This is a genomic window from uncultured Shimia sp., assembly GCF_947493595.1.
Taxonomy (GTDB): Bacteria; Pseudomonadota; Alphaproteobacteria; order Rhodobacterales; family Rhodobacteraceae; genus Shimia.
In genome coordinates this window covers 263,667-280,915 of the sequence record NZ_CANLRL010000001.1, presented here as the reverse complement: position 1 = coordinate 280,915, position 17,249 = coordinate 263,667, and the positions used below count along the sequence as shown (strand labels likewise).

General features: G+C 58.2%; 20 protein-coding genes. 5 read left to right on the top strand and 15 right to left on the bottom strand.

Annotated features, from left to right (window positions below; all coding sequences use genetic code 11):
* Positions 1-53: 53 nt before the first annotated feature.
* Together Q0955_RS01430 and Q0955_RS01425 are read right to left on the bottom strand one after the other, a co-directional pair.
* The gene (locus tag Q0955_RS01430) at positions 54-419 is read right to left on the bottom strand and encodes a BrnA antitoxin family protein (RefSeq protein ID WP_299418999.1); all 366 of its coding nucleotides are present in this window, start codon (positions 417-419) and stop codon (positions 54-56) included.
* Positions 420-565: 146 nt separating this feature from the next.
* On the bottom strand, positions 566-973 hold the full coding sequence (locus Q0955_RS01425; protein ID WP_299418997.1) for an acyl-CoA thioesterase: 408 nt from the start codon (positions 971-973) through the stop codon (positions 566-568).
* Positions 974-1,060: 87 nt separating this feature from the next.
* Here Q0955_RS01425 and Q0955_RS01420 point away from each other — a divergent pair, with 87 nt between their 5' ends.
* Positions 1,061-2,218, top strand: a complete 1,158-nt coding sequence (locus Q0955_RS01420; protein WP_299418995.1) for a geranylgeranyl reductase family protein — start codon at positions 1,061-1,063, stop codon at positions 2,216-2,218.
* Here Q0955_RS01420 and trxC read toward each other — a convergent pair.
* From trxC to Q0955_RS01375, 9 genes are all read right to left on the bottom strand, one after another.
* The gene (trxC, locus tag Q0955_RS01415) at positions 2,202-2,633 is read right to left on the bottom strand and encodes a thioredoxin TrxC (RefSeq protein ID WP_299418993.1); all 432 of its coding nucleotides are present in this window, start codon (positions 2,631-2,633) and stop codon (positions 2,202-2,204) included. The two genes, Q0955_RS01420 and trxC, sit on opposite strands and share 17 nt — an antisense overlap.
* Positions 2,634-2,752: 119 nt before the next feature.
* Entirely contained in the window at positions 2,753-3,733 is a 981-nt protein-coding gene (locus Q0955_RS01410; RefSeq protein WP_299421009.1) for an ABC transporter substrate-binding protein, read from the bottom strand.
* A 50-nt stretch (positions 3,734-3,783) separates the two neighbouring features.
* Positions 3,784-4,305, bottom strand: coding sequence for a DUF1993 family protein (locus Q0955_RS01405; RefSeq protein ID WP_299418991.1), 522 nt, complete (start codon positions 4,303-4,305; stop codon positions 3,784-3,786).
* On the bottom strand, positions 4,302-5,147 hold the full coding sequence (locus tag Q0955_RS01400) for an ABC transporter permease (protein ID WP_294116281.1): 846 nt from the start codon (positions 5,145-5,147) through the stop codon (positions 4,302-4,304). Before Q0955_RS01400 ends, Q0955_RS01405 begins: the two co-directional genes overlap by 4 nt.
* Positions 5,147-6,019 carry an ABC transporter permease gene (locus Q0955_RS01395; protein WP_299418988.1) on the bottom strand — a complete coding sequence of 291 codons (873 nt, stop codon included), beginning with the start codon at positions 6,017-6,019 and terminating at the stop codon, positions 5,147-5,149. Before Q0955_RS01395 ends, Q0955_RS01400 begins: the two co-directional genes overlap by 1 nt.
* Positions 6,016-6,453: a GNAT family N-acetyltransferase gene (locus Q0955_RS01390; protein WP_299418986.1), complete on the bottom strand. Its 438-nt coding sequence runs from the start codon at positions 6,451-6,453 to the stop codon at positions 6,016-6,018. Before Q0955_RS01390 ends, Q0955_RS01395 begins: the two co-directional genes overlap by 4 nt.
* A complete protein-coding gene (locus Q0955_RS01385; RefSeq protein ID WP_299418984.1) occupies positions 6,440-7,219 on the bottom strand; it encodes an ABC transporter ATP-binding protein in 780 nt (259 codons plus the stop codon). The genes Q0955_RS01390 and Q0955_RS01385 overlap by 14 nt, the downstream gene beginning before the upstream one ends.
* Positions 7,220-7,302: 83 nt before the next feature.
* Entirely contained in the window at positions 7,303-8,760 is a 1,458-nt protein-coding gene (gene hydA, locus Q0955_RS01380) for a dihydropyrimidinase (RefSeq protein ID WP_299418982.1), read from the bottom strand.
* Positions 8,761-8,899: 139 nt separating this feature from the next.
* Positions 8,900-10,150, bottom strand: coding sequence for a Zn-dependent hydrolase (locus Q0955_RS01375; protein ID WP_299418980.1), 1,251 nt, complete (start codon positions 10,148-10,150; stop codon positions 8,900-8,902).
* Positions 10,151-10,305: 155 nt separating this feature from the next.
* Between Q0955_RS01375 and Q0955_RS01370 the strand changes: the two genes are divergently transcribed.
* On the top strand, positions 10,306-10,953 hold the full coding sequence (locus Q0955_RS01370; RefSeq protein WP_299418978.1) for a TetR/AcrR family transcriptional regulator: 648 nt from the start codon (positions 10,306-10,308) through the stop codon (positions 10,951-10,953).
* A gap of 81 nt (positions 10,954-11,034) precedes the next feature.
* Complete coding sequence (locus tag Q0955_RS01365) at positions 11,035-11,652, top strand: TetR family transcriptional regulator C-terminal domain-containing protein (protein ID WP_299418976.1); 618 nt, start codon at positions 11,035-11,037, stop codon at positions 11,650-11,652.
* On the opposite strand, the gene Q0955_RS01360 is transcribed toward Q0955_RS01365, so the two are convergent.
* A complete protein-coding gene (locus Q0955_RS01360; protein ID WP_299418974.1) occupies positions 11,649-12,299 on the bottom strand; it encodes a helix-turn-helix domain-containing protein in 651 nt (216 codons plus the stop codon). The two genes, Q0955_RS01365 and Q0955_RS01360, sit on opposite strands and share 4 nt — an antisense overlap.
* A gap of 124 nt (positions 12,300-12,423) precedes the next feature.
* Between Q0955_RS01360 and Q0955_RS01355 the strand changes: the two genes are divergently transcribed.
* The gene (locus tag Q0955_RS01355; protein ID WP_299418972.1) at positions 12,424-12,951 is read left to right on the top strand and encodes a carbonic anhydrase; all 528 of its coding nucleotides are present in this window, start codon (positions 12,424-12,426) and stop codon (positions 12,949-12,951) included.
* Between the two features lie 99 nt (positions 12,952-13,050).
* On the opposite strand, the gene preA is transcribed toward Q0955_RS01355, so the two are convergent.
* Positions 13,051-14,355, bottom strand: a complete 1,305-nt coding sequence (gene preA / locus Q0955_RS01350) for an NAD-dependent dihydropyrimidine dehydrogenase subunit PreA (protein ID WP_299418971.1) — start codon at positions 14,353-14,355, stop codon at positions 13,051-13,053.
* 14 nt (positions 14,356-14,369) lie between these two features.
* Positions 14,370-15,692 (bottom strand): NAD(P)-dependent oxidoreductase, encoded by a 1,323-nt coding sequence (locus Q0955_RS01345; protein ID WP_299418969.1) that lies wholly within the window; start codon positions 15,690-15,692, stop codon positions 14,370-14,372.
* Positions 15,693-16,108: 416 nt separating this feature from the next.
* Here Q0955_RS01345 and Q0955_RS01340 point away from each other — a divergent pair, with 416 nt between their 5' ends.
* A complete protein-coding gene (locus tag Q0955_RS01340; protein ID WP_299418967.1) occupies positions 16,109-16,315 on the top strand; it encodes a cold-shock protein in 207 nt (68 codons plus the stop codon).
* 111 nt (positions 16,316-16,426) lie between these two features.
* Here the strand turns inward: Q0955_RS01340 and Q0955_RS01335 are convergent, their stop codons facing one another.
* Entirely contained in the window at positions 16,427-17,164 is a 738-nt protein-coding gene (locus tag Q0955_RS01335; protein WP_299418965.1) for an SDR family oxidoreductase, read from the bottom strand.
* Positions 17,165-17,249: the final 85 nt, after the last annotated feature.

Genomic DNA, 17,249 nt, shown 5'->3' with positions numbered 1-17,249 from the left:
TCTGAAAATATCCTGGGGGAGTCCCTGCCCCGCAGGGACGGGGGCAACGCCCCCTAATCACGCAACCGCGCCGCCAAATGCGCGTCCAGTTGCACCTCTTCCGCAATCTTCATTTGCGCCCAGGTCGCCAACAATCGATTGATGCGCGCCTGATAGCCCTGCCCCATGGCGCGGTAAAACTTCGCCACCGAGCGATCCAGATACAGCGTCACCTTCTCTTTCGGCTCCGCCACATCCAGATCCTGCTCCAGCGTATGCCATGCCTCCGGAACGGTTTCCCGCAGCGCTTCGGTGATCCAGGTCTCTGCGGTCAACGCCAGCAGGTTGCGCCCCAACGCCTCCCGCGCCATGCGCTGCGTCTTGGTGCCCTTGCTGGCCCGCTGAAACGGTGGCCAATCTTCGCTCTGATCCTCAGACATCCTGCGCCTCCTTGAAAGACACCCTGCCCATCAAGCGTTAAAGCCGCCAAACCCCACCGCCCGCCGCCGTTGCGCAGTGCAAAAATATGCACCTCCGCAAAACAGCCGCGATACAGACGCAATACCGACATGCCAATCGGCCCGTTTTAGCGCGGCGGCCAGGCCGCATCTTCCTCCGGCACAGCCCGCGGTTTTCCGTCCTCATCAATCGCCACATAGGTGAACACCGCCTCGGTCACTTTCTCCGACACACCGCGCCGGTGCCGCACCGCCCAGGCCTCAATTTTGATGCCCATAGAGCTGCGCCCCACCCGTTCCACCCAGGCCCAAACACAAAGGATATCACCCACTTGCACCGGTCTGATGAACTGCATCGCGTCCACCGCAACCGTGGTCACCCGCCCCTTGGCGCGCTGGGCGGCGATGATCCCGCTGGCAATGTCCATCTGGCTCAACACCCAACCGCCAAAGATGTCGCCATTGATGTTCACATCTGACGGCATCGCCAGCACCCGCAGGGTTGCCTCTCCGTTTGGTTGTGTCTCGTCACTCATGGCGCTTCCTTTCTTGGCTTTCCCCACCCTAACCCTCTGGCGCCGCCGCGAAAAGCTGGTAGAAACCCGCCCCAGAAGGACGCGCGCATGACCCAGTTTGACATCATTGTAATTGGCGCAGGCCCCGCAGGCAGCTCTGCGGCCACCTGGGCTGCCAAACAGGGCCGCTCCGTGGCGCTGATCGACAAGGCATCCTTCCCCCGCAACAAGCTCTGCGGCGGGCTGTTCACAGAGCGCAGCCGGACCTATTACCATGAGATTTTTGGCCAGGACGTCGACCTCGCCCATGCCGTCACGCGTGACGAAATTGCCTTCTGGCATGAAGGCCGCGAGCTGGCCGTGCTCACTGACATCCCGCCCCTGCATCTGACCATGCGGCTGGATCTGGATGCAGCGATGTTTGCCCATGCGCTGGATGCCGGTGTGGAAGACTTCACCGGACAGGCCATCGCAGAACTCACTGAAACCGCGTTGAAATTGCGTGACGGGACGACCCTGACCGCCGCCGTGATCATCGGCGCCGACGGCGTGAACTCGATTGTTGCTAAGCGGTTGTTTGGCAAATCCTTTGACACCAAAACCATCGGCTTTGGCCTGGAAATCGAGGCGCCTTTGTCGGCCCAGGATCCGGCCGAACAGCCCCTACGCATCGATTTTGCCGCCGCCACCTGGGGATATGGCTGGTCCTTCCCAAAACAAGGCTCCACCACAGTGGGCGTAGGCGGTCTGCGGGCACCAAACCCGGATATGAAAGACCACATGCAGTGCTATATGCGCACGTTGGGTCTGCCGTCGGAAGCAGTGAAAATCAAAGGCCACCACCTGCCGTTTGGCGACTTCCGCCCCACTCCGGGACGCGCCCATATCCTGCTTGCAGGCGATGCTGCTGGGCTGGTGGACCCGATCACCGGCGAGGGCATTGCTTTTGCGATGAAAAGTGGCCAGCTCGCTGCCCAGGCCGCCAGTGACGCGCTCAAAGCCAATGCGCCCCACACCGCCATTGTTCTCTATAAAACCAGTCTCAAAGACATGCACCGCAACTTGCGTATCGCCCGCAATCTGCGCCGCATCATCTTTGCGCCACGCTGGCAGAAAGCCTTCATCGCCACTTTTCGCCGCTCCGGCACCGTGCGCATGATGTACATGCGGCTTCTGGCAGGCGAAGTGGAATATCCGGAGCTGGCCCGCCGTGTGCTGGCCCGCCTGCCGCGCTACTTGCTCAACGCATTCAGACGGACGCCTTAACCCACTTCACAATCGCCGCTTTGAACATCGCACCGGACTGCCGCGCGCGCTCTTTGCCGTTGGTGAAAGCCGCCATCGTAGGAATACCACGAATACGATACTTGGCCCCCGCGTTTTTATGCGCCTCAGTGTTGAGCTTCACCAAACGCACCGCACCTTTGACCTCCTGTGCTGCCGCTTGATACTGCGGCGCCATCTGCCGACACGGCCCGCACCACGGCGCCCAGAAATCCACCACCAGCGGCACATCATCCGTGCGCACGGCCTTCTCAAAAGTCGCGAGATCAACCTCCGCCACCTTGCCGCTCATCAAGCCCTTGCCGCAGGTGCCACACTTCGGCCCAGCGCCCAGCTTGTCAAAAGGCACCCGGTTCACCTGGCCACAGTCAAAACAGGTCAGCTTCTTGCCGCTCATGGGAAATCTCCGCCATCACATTCCGCAATCCACATATGTGGCACATACCAGAATTGAAACCCTGCACCAAAGAAAAAGGCCGGGCAAAACCCGGCCTTTGCTAGTACGTAACCCGAACCTTAGTTCAGCGCTTTGTCCGTAATCGCGTGTGTCCACGCGCCTTCTGGGGCTTTGGTGATCACCGGATCAGACCCACCAGACATCAGGCTCTCAACCGTGCGCTCATAGTCCGCTGGGTCGAGCGCGCCATTGGTGCCTTTGGTCAGCTTGGCGATTTCAAACATCATGCGTGTCTGATGCTCTTCGGTCTGCGCACCGGAGGCATCGTTGTCCAGCACGATCATCGCCGCGTCAGTTGGGTTGGCTTCGGCGTATTTCCAGCCCTTCATGGACGCACGCACAAAGCGCACCATTTTGTCCTCAAACGCCGGATCTTTCAGGTTGTCTTCCAGCACATACATGCCATCTTCCAGCGTCGCCACGCCCTGATCTTCGTACTTGAACACCACCAGATCGTCTTCGGTCAGGCCCGCATCAATGATCTGCCAGTATTCGTTGTAGGTCATGGTCGACACACAAGCCGCCTGCCCCTGCAAGATCGGATCCACGTTGAAGCCCTGCTTCAGCACGGTCACGCCACCATCAGACCCATCTGTCGCAAGACCCAGCTTGCTCATCCAGCTCAGGAATGGATACTCGTTGCCAAAGAACCAAACGCCCAGCGTCTTGTCTTTGAAGTCTTCTGGCGAAGATACACCCGCATCCTTACGGCAGGTGAGCATCATGCCGGAGCTTTTGAACGGCTGCGCGATGTTCACCAGCGCGAGGCCCTTTTCACGACTCGCCAGCGCGGAGGGCATCCAGTCCAGCACCACATCCGCACCACCACCGGCAATCACCTGCGCCGGGGCAATATCAGGACCACCCGGCTTGATGGTCACGTTCAGGTTCTCTTCGTCATAAAACCCTTTGTCCAGCGCCACGTAGTAGCCCGCAAACTGCGCCTGCGTCACCCACTTTAGCTGCAACGTTACATCATCTGCCGCCTGCGCCACGCTGGCGGCCACGCCCAGCGCCGCTGCTGTCAGAGCTTTTATCATCGTTTTCATTTTGGCTTATCTCCTTGTTGGTTTTAGCTATTTTATTGTTGTCACACCGTCTCTGCGGCGTTTGTCACAAAGCTGAACCCCTTGGGGTAGCTATGAAATCCGTCAAAATCACCTTTGCCAATGGCCACGCCCTGCGCCCGCAGGATCGCGTAGCCCATATTCAGATGAAAAAAGAAATTTGGCATCCCGTAAAGGGTGATGAAGTCGCAAGCTGGCTGGGTAAGCGTGGCCTCGCCAGCCACATGGGTCACTGCGCGGGTCTCCGCCCCCGCAAAACCCGAAGGCGTCAGCCCCGCAATCTGCGCCCGAACAAACGTCCCGCGCGCCGCCACATCGGCCACCGAACTGGCCGCTGCCAACTCCGGCACCTCCCGTCCCAAAAGCGGGAACAGACTGCGCAACACATAGCCCTGCGCAATCGCAAAGTTTTCCAGCGCCGTGAAACTCTCCGGCGTCAAGCGCCCTTCCAACTCCTCCGGCGTGGCCTGTGCCATCAGGTGCGCAATGCGCTCCAGATAGTGTTCAAACACACGCACGTAAGAGTGGAAAGACGTGTCGCTCATCGCGATTTCCTCTGTGAGGGATGCCAGAAGGTCACAGACTTCTCAAGCAAGGCCACACCGCCGTAAAACAGCGAGCCTGCCAAGGCTGCGACCACAATCTCCGCCCAAACCATATCGAGCGCAAGCCGTCCGACCTCTGTCGAGATCCGGAAGCCCATGCCTTTGATCGGACTGCCAAAAAATTCAGCAACGATCGCGCCGATCAAGGCCAGCGTGGTGGAGATTTTCAACCCGTTGAAGATAAACGGCATCGCCGCGGGCAGCCGCAGTTTCATCAACGTCTGACCATAGCTGGACGCATAGGTCCGCATCAGATCACGTTGCATGTGATCCGTGGCCTGCAACCCTTCCACCGTGTTCACCAACATCGGGAAGAACACCATGACCACAACCACGGCGGCCTTGGATTGCCAGTCAAAGCCAAACCACATCACCATGATTGGCGCCATGCCGATAATTGGCAGCGCGGCCACGAAGTTGCCAACCGGCAGCAAGCCCCGTTGCAAGAACGGGAAGCGGTCAATCACCAGCGCGGTCAGGAAAGCCGCCCCGCAGCCCAGAATGTACCCAGACATCGCGCCTTTGATCACCGTCTGCACAAAGTCTTCCCACAAGATCGGGATCGACGTGGCAAACTTCAGCGCAATTGCTGTGGGCGCAGGCAGAAGCACAGGGTTGATCTCAAACCCGCGCACCGCACATTCCCAAAGCACCACAATGGTCAAACCAAAGATCACCGGCACCGCCAGCGCGCTAAACTGCGTCCGCGGGCGATGGGACAGGTAAGAGTTCACCCGCCAGCCCACCAGCCACGCAACAAGTCCAAAAACAATCCAACCCATCACGCCATCCCCATCCGCTTGAGAACCACTTTCTGGATCACACCAATGATCGCCACCAGTGCTGCCGCAAGGGCCGCAGCCGTGATCAACGCGCTCCAGATCTGGATCGTCTGTCCATAGTAACTCCCGGCCAGCAACCGCGCGCCCAATCCGGCCACAGCCCCCGTCGGCAATTCACCCACAATGGCCCCCACCAACGAGGCCGCCATAGCCACCTTCAGCGAGGGGAAGAGGAACGGCATTGAGCTTGGCAAGCGCAGCTTCCAGAACTCCTGCCCCTTGGTGGCGCTCCAGGTCTTCATCTGATCGACCATCATATGATCCGGGCTGCGCAGGCCTTTCACCATGCCAACAACCACCGGGAAGAAGCTGAGGTACATGGAAATCACCGCTTTGGGCAGCAGGCCAGAAATGCCAATGGCGTTCAGAACCACAATGATCATCGGTGCAATCGCCAGAATCGGAATGGTCTGGCTGGCAATCACCCAGGGCATGACGCTCATGTCCATGGTGCGGTTATAGACAATCCCCACAGACAGCGAGACGCCCAACGCCGTGCCCATGGCAAAGCCCAGAAGCGTCGCAGAGAGCGTGATCCAGCTGTGATAAATCAGGCTGCGTTTGGAAAAAGCGCGCCCTTTGGCAACCATCTCGCCGGTGGTTTTCCAAATTTCCTTGCCCACCTGATGCGGGGCTGGAAGCTTGGGTTTCTTTTGCTGCATCGTGTCGGCCACCATCTCAGAGAAGGTGATCTCCACATTGGCGCGTTTGGCTTTGTCATAAGCCCAAGATGCGTTGAGCGCGACGGCCCCTGCATACCACAACACAAAGATCGCAGTGACAACGGTCAGGATCGGTCCGAGATTTTTCATGCCCGCCACTCCATCCGAATTTCGGGAAGTGTGTTCGGCGGCTCCACTGGGAAGCTCCCCACATCCACAAAACCCTCACGCTTGTAGAACCGCTGCGCGTTGTCATTACAGGCCTGTGTGGTGAGCCAAAGAAAATCACGACCATCCTTGGCACGCTCCATCAGAGCTTTCCCAAAACCACTCCCACGGGCGCTGCAATAAAGCATGCCAATCCGGCCCTCGTCGGCGTTTAGCGACAAATACCCCTGCACAGGGGTGCCAACCACCCAGATATCTCGGTTCGGCATCACCTCACGCAGGAAATTCTCCGACTCATTCAAGCTATACGTGTCAGGCACCCACTCCGTCGCTGCCTCCCAGTCACAGACGATCTGCGCCATTGCCGGCACATCCGTCTCCACCGCCCGTCTTACGATACTCTCAGTCATCGCCATGCCCCGCACGCAGGCCATCACGTACCCGGTGTGCAATCTCGATGAACTCAGGGCTGTCGCGAATGTCCAGTGGCCGCTCTTTAGGCAAGGTGCTTTCAATCACATCATGAATCCGCCCTGGTCGCGGGCTCATCACCACAATCTTGGTGCTCAGATACACCGCCTCAGGGATTGAGTGCGTCACAAACCCGATGGTCTTATTGGTCCGCGCCCAGAGCTCCAGAAGCTGCTCATTCAGGTGATCGCGCACAATCTCATCCAGCGCCCCGAATGGCTCGTCCATCAACAGAATGTCGGCCTGGAACGCCAGCGCCCGCGCAATCGACGCCCGCTGCTGCATCCCGCCCGACAGCTGCCAGGGGTACTTCTTCTCAAACCCTTCCAGGTGCACCAGCTCCAGCACCTCTTTCACGGATTTGTCCTGCGCCGCCTTATCAACGCCCATAATTTCCAACGGCAGGCGAATGTTGCCGCCAATGGTGCGCCACGGGTAAAGCCCTGCGTGCTGGAACACATAACCATAGGCCCGCGCTTTGCGCGCCTCTGCCGGGCTCACCCCGTTGACGGTGATCTCCCCCGCCGTGGGCTGTTCCAGATCGGCCATGCAACGCAGAAATGTGGTCTTGCCACAGCCTGACGGCCCAATGAAGGAGACAAAATCCCCTTTGTTGATATCAAGGTTGATATCCTTAAGCGCATGAACCGGCCCATCGTTTGTTTCAAACGTCAGGCTCAGGTTCTTGGCTGAAATGACTGTGTCGTTCATCTTGGCTCTCGTTTCACCGCCCTGCGCGGAGTTCGTTTTTGGGTGGCCCCAAGTTGATCCCGGGTGCCACCATTCTGTCTGTCTTAAACGCCGGTCGCCGGAATGCCGGAGCGCTGCACAGGCTGCGGCGAGGTCAATTCTTTCCACGTGGAAAGCGCCTTGTTCACCGTGGTGTTGGCTTCGCGCTCCACAAACTTGCCGTGGCCTTCCTGCGTGCGAATTTCACCGTCATGCACCGCCACTTGTCCACGGGTCAAAGTGAAGCGTGGCAGGCCTTTGACCTCATGGCCCTCAAACACATTGTAGTCGATCGACGACTGCTGGTTGTTTGCAGAAATGGTCTTGGACTTCTCCGGGTCCCACACCACAAGGTCCGCATCCGCGCCCACCAGAACCGCGCCCTTTTTCGGGTAGCAGTTCAAGATCTTTGCAATGTTGGTCGAGGTCACGGCGACAAACTCGTTCATTGTCAGACGACCAGTGTTCACCCCATGGGTCCAGAGCATCGGCATACGGTCCTCTAGCCCGCCAGTCCCATTAGGAATTTGGCTGAAGTCTTTGAGACCAAAGCGCTTCTGCTCGGTGGTAAAGGCACAGTGGTCGGTTGCCACCACACTCAAAGAGCCAGACTGCAGACCGGCCCACAGGCTGTCCTGATGTTTCTGGTTACGGAACGGAGGCGACATCACACGGCGCGCGGCGTGGTCCCAATCCGGGTTGAAATACTCGCTCTCATCCAGCGTCAGATGCTGGATCAGTGGCTCACCCCACACGCGCTTGCCTTGCATGCGTGCCCGGCGAATGGCCTCATGCGCCTCTTCACAGGAGGTGTGCACCACATAAAGCGGCACACCCGCCATGTCGGCAATCATGATCGCGCGGTTGGTGGCTTCGCCTTCCACCTGCGACGGCCGCGAATAGGCATGCGCCTCCGGCCCGGTGTTGCCTTCGGCCAGCAGCTTCGCGGTCATCTCAGCAACCACATCCCCGTTCTCGGCATGCACCATGGCAATCCCGCCCAGCTCCGCCAAACGGTTGAACGAGGCAAACAGCTCATCATCATTGACCATCAACGCGCCCTTATAGGCCAAGAAGTGCTTAAACGTGTTGATCCCGCGCTGCTCGATCACAGTTTTCATATCGTTGAACACCTGCTCACCCCACCAGGTCACCGCCATGTGGAAGGAGTAGTCACAGTTCGCGCGAGTCGATTTGTTGTCCCACCGCTTAATCGCGTCCAGCAGGCTCTCGCCTTGGTTCGGCAGACAGAAATCCACCACCATCGTGGTGCCGCCCGCCAAACCCGCGCGTGTGCCGCTCTCAAAATCATCGGTGGAATAAGTGCCCATAAACGGCATTTCCAGATGCACATGTGGGTCAATCCCACCCGGCATCACGTAACAGCCGGTTGCATCCAGCGTCTCGTCGCCTTTGAGGCCTTTGCCGATCTCAATGATCTGACCGTTCTCAATCAGCACATCCGCCTCATAAGACAGATCTGCGGTCACAACGGTGCCGTTCTTAATGACTTTCGTCGCCATATCTTCGCTCCCTGATATCGCTGCACTTATGCGCAGGTTGCCCCGACCTCGGCTTCATTTGGCCAAAAATATCTCGGGGGTGTGGGGGCTGGCCCCCACGTGTGTCTGTCTCCGGGGGCGGCGCCCCCGGTCTTGCCAGTTATTCCACAACTTCCGCTGTTTCGAGCACCGCGTGCAGCATCACATCCGTGCCTGCTGACGCCCACTCTTTACTGATGTCTTCCGCCTCATTGTGCGACAGCCCGTCCACACAAGGACACATGATCATCGCTGTAGGCGCCACATCGTTGATCCAGCAGGCGTCATGCCCCGCGCCAGAGACAATATCCATGTGGCTGTAGCCCAGACGTTCCGCCGCTTCGCGTACCGCGCCAACACAGGCCTCATCAAAGGCGGGCGGATCAAACTGACCCACAATCTCCCACTCCAGCCCCACTTCGATCTCTTCACAGAGCTTCGGTGCCTTCTCAGCAAACTCCGCCAGCATCGCGTCAATCACCTCTTGCAGGTGGCTGCGGAAATCGATGGTGAAGACCACCTTGCCCGGAATGATGTTGCGTGAGTTGGGGTAGACATCCACATGGCCAATCGCACCCACTGCGTTGGGCTGATGCTTCATCGCAATCTCATGCACCAACTCGGTGATGCGCGCCAAGCCCCGCCCAGCGTTCTTGCGCATTGGCATCGGCGTGGAGCCGGTGTGGCTCTCTTTGCCGGTCACCGTACACTCAATCCAGCGCAGGCCCTGACCGTGGGTCACAACCCCGATGTCTTTGCCTTCCGCTTCCAGAATCGGTCCCTGCTCGATGTGCAACTCAAACATCGCATGCATCTTGCGGGCGCCAACTTCCTCGTCGCCAACCCAGCCAATCCGCTTCAGCTCATCGCCAAATGTCTTGCCTTCCGCATCGACGCGATCATAAGCCCAATCCTGCGTGTGACGGCCCGTGAACACACCGGATGCCAGCATCGCCGGTGCATAGCGCGTGCCCTCTTCGTTGGTCCAGTTGGTGACCACAATCGGATGTTTGGTCTTGATGCCCAGATCATTCATCGAGCGCACCACTTCCAACCCGCCAAGCACACCCAGTACACCGTCATACTTGCCGCCGGTTGGCTGCGTGTCGAGGTGGCTGCCCATATAGACCGGCAGCGCCTCCGGGTCCTCGCCCGCGCGCGTGGCAAACATATTACCCATCGTGTCCACGCCCATTGTCATGCCGGCCGCTTCGCACCACGATTGGAACAGCGCACGGCCTTCCGCATCTTCATCGGTCAATGTCTGGCGGTTGTTGCCACCGGCGATACCGGGGCCAATCTTGGCCATCTCCATCAGGCTGTCCCACAGCCGATCCGCGTTCACCTTAAGGTTCTCACCCGGTGCACCCATAGCATCTACTCCCTATTATCTGGCCCGGGCTTGCGCCCATTTGGGCGGCCCTTGCTGGTGGGGCTCTTGATCTCACGGCCTTCCTGACCGTATGGTCAAATTCAGACGACCACACCCTGACCAACCGGTCAAGATTTTTTATCAGGGCATTTTTGATGGCAGAGACCACAGCGGCATCCCCCAAAGCGACCAGCAAAAAAATGCGCCGCCAAGAGGCAGAGGCGCTCATTTTATCAGCAGCGGAAAAAGTCTTCGCCGAGGCCGGCTTTGGCGGGGCAACGATGCAGCTCATTGCCGACGTCGCCGGACTGCCCAAGGCGAACCTGCATTATTACTTTCCTACCAAAGAGTTACTCTATCGGCAGGTTGTGCAGAGAATCTTCCAAATCTGGCTTCAGGCGGCAGATATTTTTGACCAAGCCGAGGGACCAGAAGAAGGCATTGGCGCCTATATCGACGCCAAAATGGAGATCTCCCGCCGCCATGCGGATGGCTCCAAAGTCTGGGCCAGCGAGGTCATGCATGGCGCGCCGGTGATTCAGGATTATCTGGAGACCACCCTCACCGATTGGACCAATGGCCGAATCGAGGTGATCGAACGTTGGATCGCAGAGGGCCGTATGGCGCCAATCGATCCGCGCCACCTGCTTTACATGCTCTGGGCCACCACCCAGCACTATGCCGACTTCGGCCACCAGATCGAGACGCTCAACGGCGGCGCGCCGCTGGATGATGTGCAGTGGGAAGCGGCCAAAACCAATATCAAAACCATCATCCTGCGCGGGATTGGTGCCGTTGAGTAAGGCTTTCCTATCCTAAATCCCTGTAGACCCACGCCTTTGGCTGCATTAGCCTAAAAGGCAAAGAAATACGGAACGTTACCTATGGCCGAGGCATCGACGCGCAAACCCAGCCGCATTCAGCAGCGCAACCGCAAGCGCATTCTGGACGCCGCTCTCGAAGTGTTTTCACGCCACGGCTATCGCGGCGCCACACTGGACCTGATCGCCGAAGAGGCCGGTCTCTCCAAGCCCAACATCCTTTATTATTTTGGCGGCAAAGAAGACATCCATGTCACCCTGCTCAACCAGCTGATGGAAACTTGGCTCGATCCGCTGGATCACATGGACCCGGACGGCGAACCGCTTGAAGAAATCCTCGGCTACGTGCACCGCAAGTTGGAAATGAGCCGAGAATTCCCGCGCGAAAGCCGCCTCTTTGCCAATGAAATCCTACAAGGCGCGCCGCGTATGGAGCCTCATCTGGAAAGCGACCTGAAACCGCTGGTCGACAAAAAGACCGCGCTCATTCGCACCTGGATCGCCCAGGGCAAACTGGCTGATGTGGACCCGCGCCATCTGATGTTCTCGATCTGGGCCACAACCCAGCATTACGCCGATTTTGACGCGCAGGTGCAGGTGCTCAGCGACCGCGACACCGACGCGCTAGATGGCGCCGATACCTTCCTGGATCAGATGTATCGCAAACTGCTGACGCCTTAGTCCACACCCTGCAAAACCGCTATCACGGCTCCCATCATCTGGGCAAACGCACCCTCCGCACCGGGGGTGACCACCTGCATCTCCGCACGTGTGCCAACAAAGGCCTCCATCGGCAGGTCACCCTCTGACACGGCCAGCAAATCCTCATACCCGGCGGTCAAAACCACATCCGGCGCATCATGCGCACCGTAGCTGGCACGCACCGCCCCATCCGCAACATCCAACTGCATCATCTCACCATCCACAACCAGCCCAACGCGCAGCGCCATATCTCCAAGCTCTGCCCGCCGCGCTGCCGCCAGCAACGTGGTCACAACCGTGCGCAAGTTTCCTGGTTTGACCACCTCGCCCTCAGGTTCAAACGCCGCACCAAACACCGCCAGCTCAAACAATACATTCAGCGTCCGCACCCCCAAAGGCGTCAACGCATAGCTCTCTTCTTTTGTCACCAAACCATCCGCCACCAGCTTGTTGAGCCGGTCGGTCAACAGATTCGCCGCAATCCCCGGCAAGCCCTTTTGCAACTCCCCAAATCGCATCGGCCCCGCATGCAAATCCCGCAGGATCAGCAACGTCCAGCGATCCCCAATCCGGTCCAAAGCCCGCGCTATGGGGCAGAGCAATTTATACGACCGCGCCTTTGCCATTCTCGACCTCACGAAAGCGTTACTTTATTCTTTAAAGCATCAACTTTAAATTTTAAAGCACACTACCACATCCCCCTCATCGGTCCAAGACCCACCGATGACCTATTGAAAACAAGGAGCAATTATGTCCAACACAACCACCCTTCTCGACCGCAACCAGTCTTTCGCAGCCAATTTTGTCAAAGCCGACCTCTCCGTCTTCCCCAAACTCAACACCATGATCCTGACCTGCATGGACGCCCGCGTAGACCCAGCACATATCTTCAACCTGGACCTCGGCGAAGCGGTTGTGGTGCGCAACACCGGCGGTCGCGTCACCCCGGCTGTGATAGATGAAATCGCTGCGCTTTCGGTGATGATCAACCAAATCAATAGCGGACAAGACACCCCGTTTGAGCTCATCCTGATGCAGCACACCCACTGCGGCTCCGAACGCCTCACCGACCCAAATCTGGCGGCTGTCATCAAGTCCAAAACCGGCGTCGATGTTGCTCCCCTGGCAATCCACGACCATGAAGACAGTCTGCGTGAAGACCTCGAGACGCTGCGCACCTCCCCCGCTGTACCGGACTACTTGACCGTGTCCACCATGATTTACGATGTGAAAACCGGCCTCGTTTCAACACTCACCCCGCCAGCACAACTCAACTAACTGTCGCACAAACAAAAAACCGTCGCGGGGGACACCGCGACGGTCAGTTTCAGGAAGGAAAGATCCCTGAAAAGCGGGCCAAACGGCCCTGTGTGAAGCTTACTCCGCTGCCGTGGACATCGGGTTGTTTGGATGCGCGGTCCAGTTGCCGTAATCGGCCTCCACTGGTGTGTTTGTGCGCTCATCCATCTCACCCGGCTCCAGCGTGCGCATGGTGATACAGTTCTCCACCGGACACACGTTGACGCAGAGGTTACAGGCCACGCATTCATCGTCTTTCACGGTGAACACACGGTCCTCAGACATCTCAATCGCCTGGTGAGAGGTATCCTCACAAGCCGCATAACACCGACCACAGCTGATGCAATCATCCTGATTGATCACCGCTTTGGTCACGTGGTTCAGGTTCAGATACTGCCAGTCGGTGACGTTTGGCGTCGCCATGCCGACAAAATCTGCGGTGGAGGTGTAGCCCTTCTCATCCATCCACTGGGACAGACCAGAGATCATCTCCTGCACAATCTTGAAGCCGTAGGTCATCGCCGCCGTACAAACCTGCACGTTGCCCGCGCCCAGCGCCATGAACTCCGCCGCATCGCGCCAGGTGGTCACGCCACCAATGCCAGAAATCGGCAGTTTCGCCGTCTCAGGGTTGCGTGCAATCTCCGCGACCATGTTGAGCGCAATTGGCTTCACTGCCGGTCCGCAATAGCCGCCGTGGGTGCCCTTGCCATCAATCATCGGCTCCGGGCTCATCGCATCGAGGTTCACAGTGGTGATCGAGTTGATGGTATTGATCAGGCTGACCGCATCCGCCCCACCGCGCAACGCTGCTTCCGCAGGATGCAGGATGTTGGTGATGTTTGGCGTCAGCTTCACAATCACCGGCAGCTCCGTGGCTTCTTTACACCAGCGCGCGACCATTTCGATGTAGTCTGGAACCTGCCCCACAGCAGAGCCCATGCCGCGCTCTGCCATGCCATGTGGACAGCCAAAGTTCAGCTCAAACCCATCACAGCCGGTTTCCGCGATCATGGGAAGAATGCGTTTCCACTCGTCTTCCTCACACGGCACCATCACCGAGGCGATCAGTGCGTGATCGGGATAGTCCCGCTTCACACGGGTCATTTCCTCAAGGTTCACTTCCAGAGGACGGTCGGTGATAAGTTCGATGTTGTTCAAGCCAAGCAACCGCCGGTCCGCGCCATGAATGGCCCCGTAACGTGGCCCATTCACGTTCACAACGGGTGGACCTTCCGCACCCAGAGTTTTCCACACAACACCGCCCCAGCCCGCTTCAAAGGCGCGGCGCACGTTGTATTCCTTATCCGTTGGCGGCGCCGAGGCGAGCCAAAACGGGTTGGGGGATTTGATCCCTACAAAGTCACTTTCGAGATTGGCCATATGCTTATCTCCCCTTACGCCGACAGTTTGGCGTGAATGTCTTCGGCCGCGTCACGACCCTCAGCCACCGCAGTCACGGTCAGATCATCGCCGCCCGTGGCACAGTCGCCACCGGCCCAGATGCCATCCACCGACGTGCGCCCGTTGTCATCCACCTTGATCTTGCCCCACTCCAACTCTGGCAGGCCCTCGCCTTCCAGTGTCTGACCAATGGCTTTGAACACCTGATCCGCTTGCAACCGCACGGTTTGACCAGTCGAATTCAGATCATTGTCGGTGTACTCAAACTCGATCTCGCGCACAGCCCCGTTGCCAATCACCGCTTTGGGTGAGGCATTGGTGATGATCCGCACGCCTTTGGACGCCGCCAGATCCTGTTCAAACTCGGACGCGTTCATCCGGTCTTTGCCACGACGATAGACGAGGCTCACGTTCAGCGCGCCCAACAGCTTCGCTTGTACAGCAGCATCCACAGCGGTCATGCCGCCGCCAATCACCACAACATCTCGGCCAATTGCCATTTTGCTCAGGTCATCTGCCTGACGCAGCTCCGCAATGAAATCCACCGCGTCATCGACGCCGTCTTTGTCTTCGCCATCCACGCCCAGCGCATTCACGCCGCCAAGGCCTATGCCAAGGAACACCGCGTCAAAGTCAGCCTTCAGACCGTCCAGCGACAGCCCGTCACCCAGCTTCTTGCCGGTCTCAACGGTGATGCCGCCAATCTTCAGCAGCCAATCCACCTCGCGCTCGGCAAAGCTCTCAACCGACTTATAGGCCGCAATGCCAAACTCGTTTAGACCACCCGCTTTTGCACGCGCATCATAAACAGTGACATCATGCCCATGCATCGCCAGACGGTGCGCCGCGGACAGACCCGCTGGCCCCGCACCCACCACAGCGACTTTCTTGCCGGTGCTGTCGGCTCGGCCAAAAGGGTGAAGGCCCGCATCCACCAGCTTATCAGTGGCATAGCGCTGCAACCGGCCAATCTCGACTGGGTTGCCTTCTGCGGTTTCGCGCACACAGACCTGCTCACACAGCGTCTCGGTTGGGCACACACGGGCGCACATACCGCCCAGAATGTTCTGATCAAAAATCGTCTTGGCCGCCGCTTCCGGCGTGCCGGTGGCGATCTGACGAATGAACAGCGGAATATCAATGTCTGTCGGACAGGCCGTCATACAGGGCGCATCGTGACAGAAATAACAACGATCCGACGCCACCAGGGCTTCGTGATCGTCAAAACGAGGATGCAAATCCCCAAAGTTATCGGACAGTTCCGCAGCGTCTAAACGCGCTGCTTGGATGCCGTCGCTAAACGGTGTGTTGGACATAAGACCTCCCCATACACCTTGTTGGCTACCCCCGTAGGCTTGCACAGGTTTTTTGACCAATCAATAAAAAAATTTACCACATGGTCAAAAGATGAGAAACATCGGTCCGCTGACCAACAAAAAGACAGCTGCACAAATCTTCACCACTTCAAAGACTTCAGCGCAATTTTGAGCAGGCAAACCCGAAAGGACGCGGCATTCCGCCCGACACGCTTCGCGGCATGACGTTTTTGCGAAATCCGCCACCCTGAAACACTTATTGCGCAAAAAACTCTTGTTTTCTGCCTGAGTTTTTATCAGATGGTAGACGCGCAGTTTCTATTTTCGACCCCCTGCTCCTAACCGGCTCAGCTTTCGATCAAGATACCCGCCGGGTTGCCGCATGACGCGGGCGACACAAAACATGGAGAACAACGATGGCTACGGGCACCGTTAAATGGTTCAACACCACCAAAGGCTTCGGCTTCATTGCACCTGACGAAGGCGGCAACGACGTATTTGTACACATTTCTGCAGTTGAGCGCTCCGGCCTGACCGGCCTGGCCGACAACCAGAAAGTCAGCTACGAGCTGCAAGCGGGCCGTGACGGCCGCGAAAGCGCTGTGGATCTGGCCCTGCTCTAAGCGACCAATCCAGCATTTCGAAAGGCGCCCAATGGGCGCCTTTTTTGTGTCTCTCAAACAGCGCTGGCAACGACAGAAACAACCAGCGCATGGCCCACCAGCCTTAGTGCTCTAAAGCATATAGCCACCACCGGCCTGAACGGACTGCCCGGTAATCCACCCCGCCCGCTCATCCGCAAGCAGCATCACTGCATTCGCAATATCCTCTGGCTTCCCTAGGCGCCCCATCGGCGTTTGGGCCATGACCATTCCCATCATCGCTTCGTCCGTCTTGACGTAGGCCAAGGCCTCTGTTTCCGTAAATCCAGGTGCCACTGCATTCACGCGGATCCCCATAGGACCCAGCTCTGAAGCCAGCAATCGAACCGCATGCTCTCCGGCTGCTTTTGACGACGCATAGGCCACGACGCCCGGTAAAGTGCCGCGCGCTGTGACGGATGAAATATTAATGACGGCGCCCTTCGTCTCCGCAAGATGGGGGATCGCCTCACGAGCAAGCGCCAGTGGCGCAAACACATTGATCCGATATGTGCTTTCAATATCCGCGTCGCTGGTTTCGGTCAGCGGCCCCATTGTGCCAGTGCCGGCGTTGTTCACCAACACATCCAAGCGACCAAAGGTGCTGACCGCCTCCTGAACAATCCGCGCTGACGCACCACTTTCACAAACATCTGCTGCAATAAACGCAGCCCTTGGTCCCAGTTCAGCCACAGCCTGCTCAAGCACAGCCTGCCTGCGCCCCGCGATCAGAACCCTTGCGCCGCTGGCAACAAAAGCCACCGCAATGGCTTTTCCTATTCCGGTGCCACCGCCTGTGACAATCGCAACTTTATTTTCAAATTTTTCCATGGTTTTCTCCTGTATCTGGATAGGGATAGCGGCCTCCACTTGGGCAATCCCAACAGAGTGCGATTTTGTGTGTGGTTGAAACGCG

Bases quoted from the DNA above. Each gene is read 5' to 3' on its own strand.
- Q0955_RS01395 (WP_299418988.1), bottom strand. From the start codon at position 6,019: ATGAAAAATCTCGGACCGATCCTGACCGTTGTCACTGCGATCTTTGTG.
- Q0955_RS01430 (WP_299418999.1), bottom strand. From the start codon at position 419: ATGTCTGAGGATCAGAGCGAAGATTGGCCACCGTTTCAGCGGGCCAGC.
- Q0955_RS01345 (WP_299418969.1), bottom strand. From the start codon at position 15,692: ATGTCCAACACACCGTTTAGCGACGGCATCCAAGCAGCGCGTTTAGAC.
- Q0955_RS01370 (WP_299418978.1), top strand. From the start codon at position 10,306: ATGGCAGAGACCACAGCGGCATCCCCCAAAGCGACCAGCAAAAAAATG.
- Q0955_RS01335 (WP_299418965.1), bottom strand. From the start codon at position 17,164: ATGGAAAAATTTGAAAATAAAGTTGCGATTGTCACAGGCGGTGGCACC.
- Q0955_RS01360 (WP_299418974.1), bottom strand. From the start codon at position 12,299: ATGGCAAAGGCGCGGTCGTATAAATTGCTCTGCCCCATAGCGCGGGCT.
- Q0955_RS01375 (WP_299418980.1), bottom strand. From the start codon at position 10,150: ATGGGTGCACCGGGTGAGAACCTTAAGGTGAACGCGGATCGGCTGTGG.
- Q0955_RS01365 (WP_299418976.1), top strand. From the start codon at position 11,035: ATGGCCGAGGCATCGACGCGCAAACCCAGCCGCATTCAGCAGCGCAAC.
- Q0955_RS01425 (WP_299418997.1), bottom strand. From the start codon at position 973: ATGAGTGACGAGACACAACCAAACGGAGAGGCAACCCTGCGGGTGCTG.
- Q0955_RS01355 (WP_299418972.1), top strand. From the start codon at position 12,424: ATGTCCAACACAACCACCCTTCTCGACCGCAACCAGTCTTTCGCAGCC.
- Q0955_RS01340 (WP_299418967.1), top strand. From the start codon at position 16,109: ATGGCTACGGGCACCGTTAAATGGTTCAACACCACCAAAGGCTTCGGC.
- hydA (WP_299418982.1), bottom strand. From the start codon at position 8,760: ATGGCGACGAAAGTCATTAAGAACGGCACCGTTGTGACCGCAGATCTG.
- Q0955_RS01400 (WP_294116281.1), bottom strand. From the start codon at position 5,147: ATGGGTTGGATTGTTTTTGGACTTGTTGCGTGGCTGGTGGGCTGGCGG.
- preA (WP_299418971.1), bottom strand. From the start codon at position 14,355: ATGGCCAATCTCGAAAGTGACTTTGTAGGGATCAAATCCCCCAACCCG.
- Q0955_RS01385 (WP_299418984.1), bottom strand. From the start codon at position 7,219: ATGAACGACACAGTCATTTCAGCCAAGAACCTGAGCCTGACGTTTGAA.
- Q0955_RS01420 (WP_299418995.1), top strand. From the start codon at position 1,061: ATGACCCAGTTTGACATCATTGTAATTGGCGCAGGCCCCGCAGGCAGC.
- trxC (WP_299418993.1), bottom strand. From the start codon at position 2,633: ATGAGCGGCAAGAAGCTGACCTGTTTTGACTGTGGCCAGGTGAACCGG.
- Q0955_RS01405 (WP_299418991.1), bottom strand. From the start codon at position 4,305: ATGAGCGACACGTCTTTCCACTCTTACGTGCGTGTGTTTGAACACTAT.
- Q0955_RS01410 (WP_299421009.1), bottom strand. From the start codon at position 3,733: ATGATAAAAGCTCTGACAGCAGCGGCGCTGGGCGTGGCCGCCAGCGTG.
- Q0955_RS01390 (WP_299418986.1), bottom strand. From the start codon at position 6,453: ATGGCGATGACTGAGAGTATCGTAAGACGGGCGGTGGAGACGGATGTG.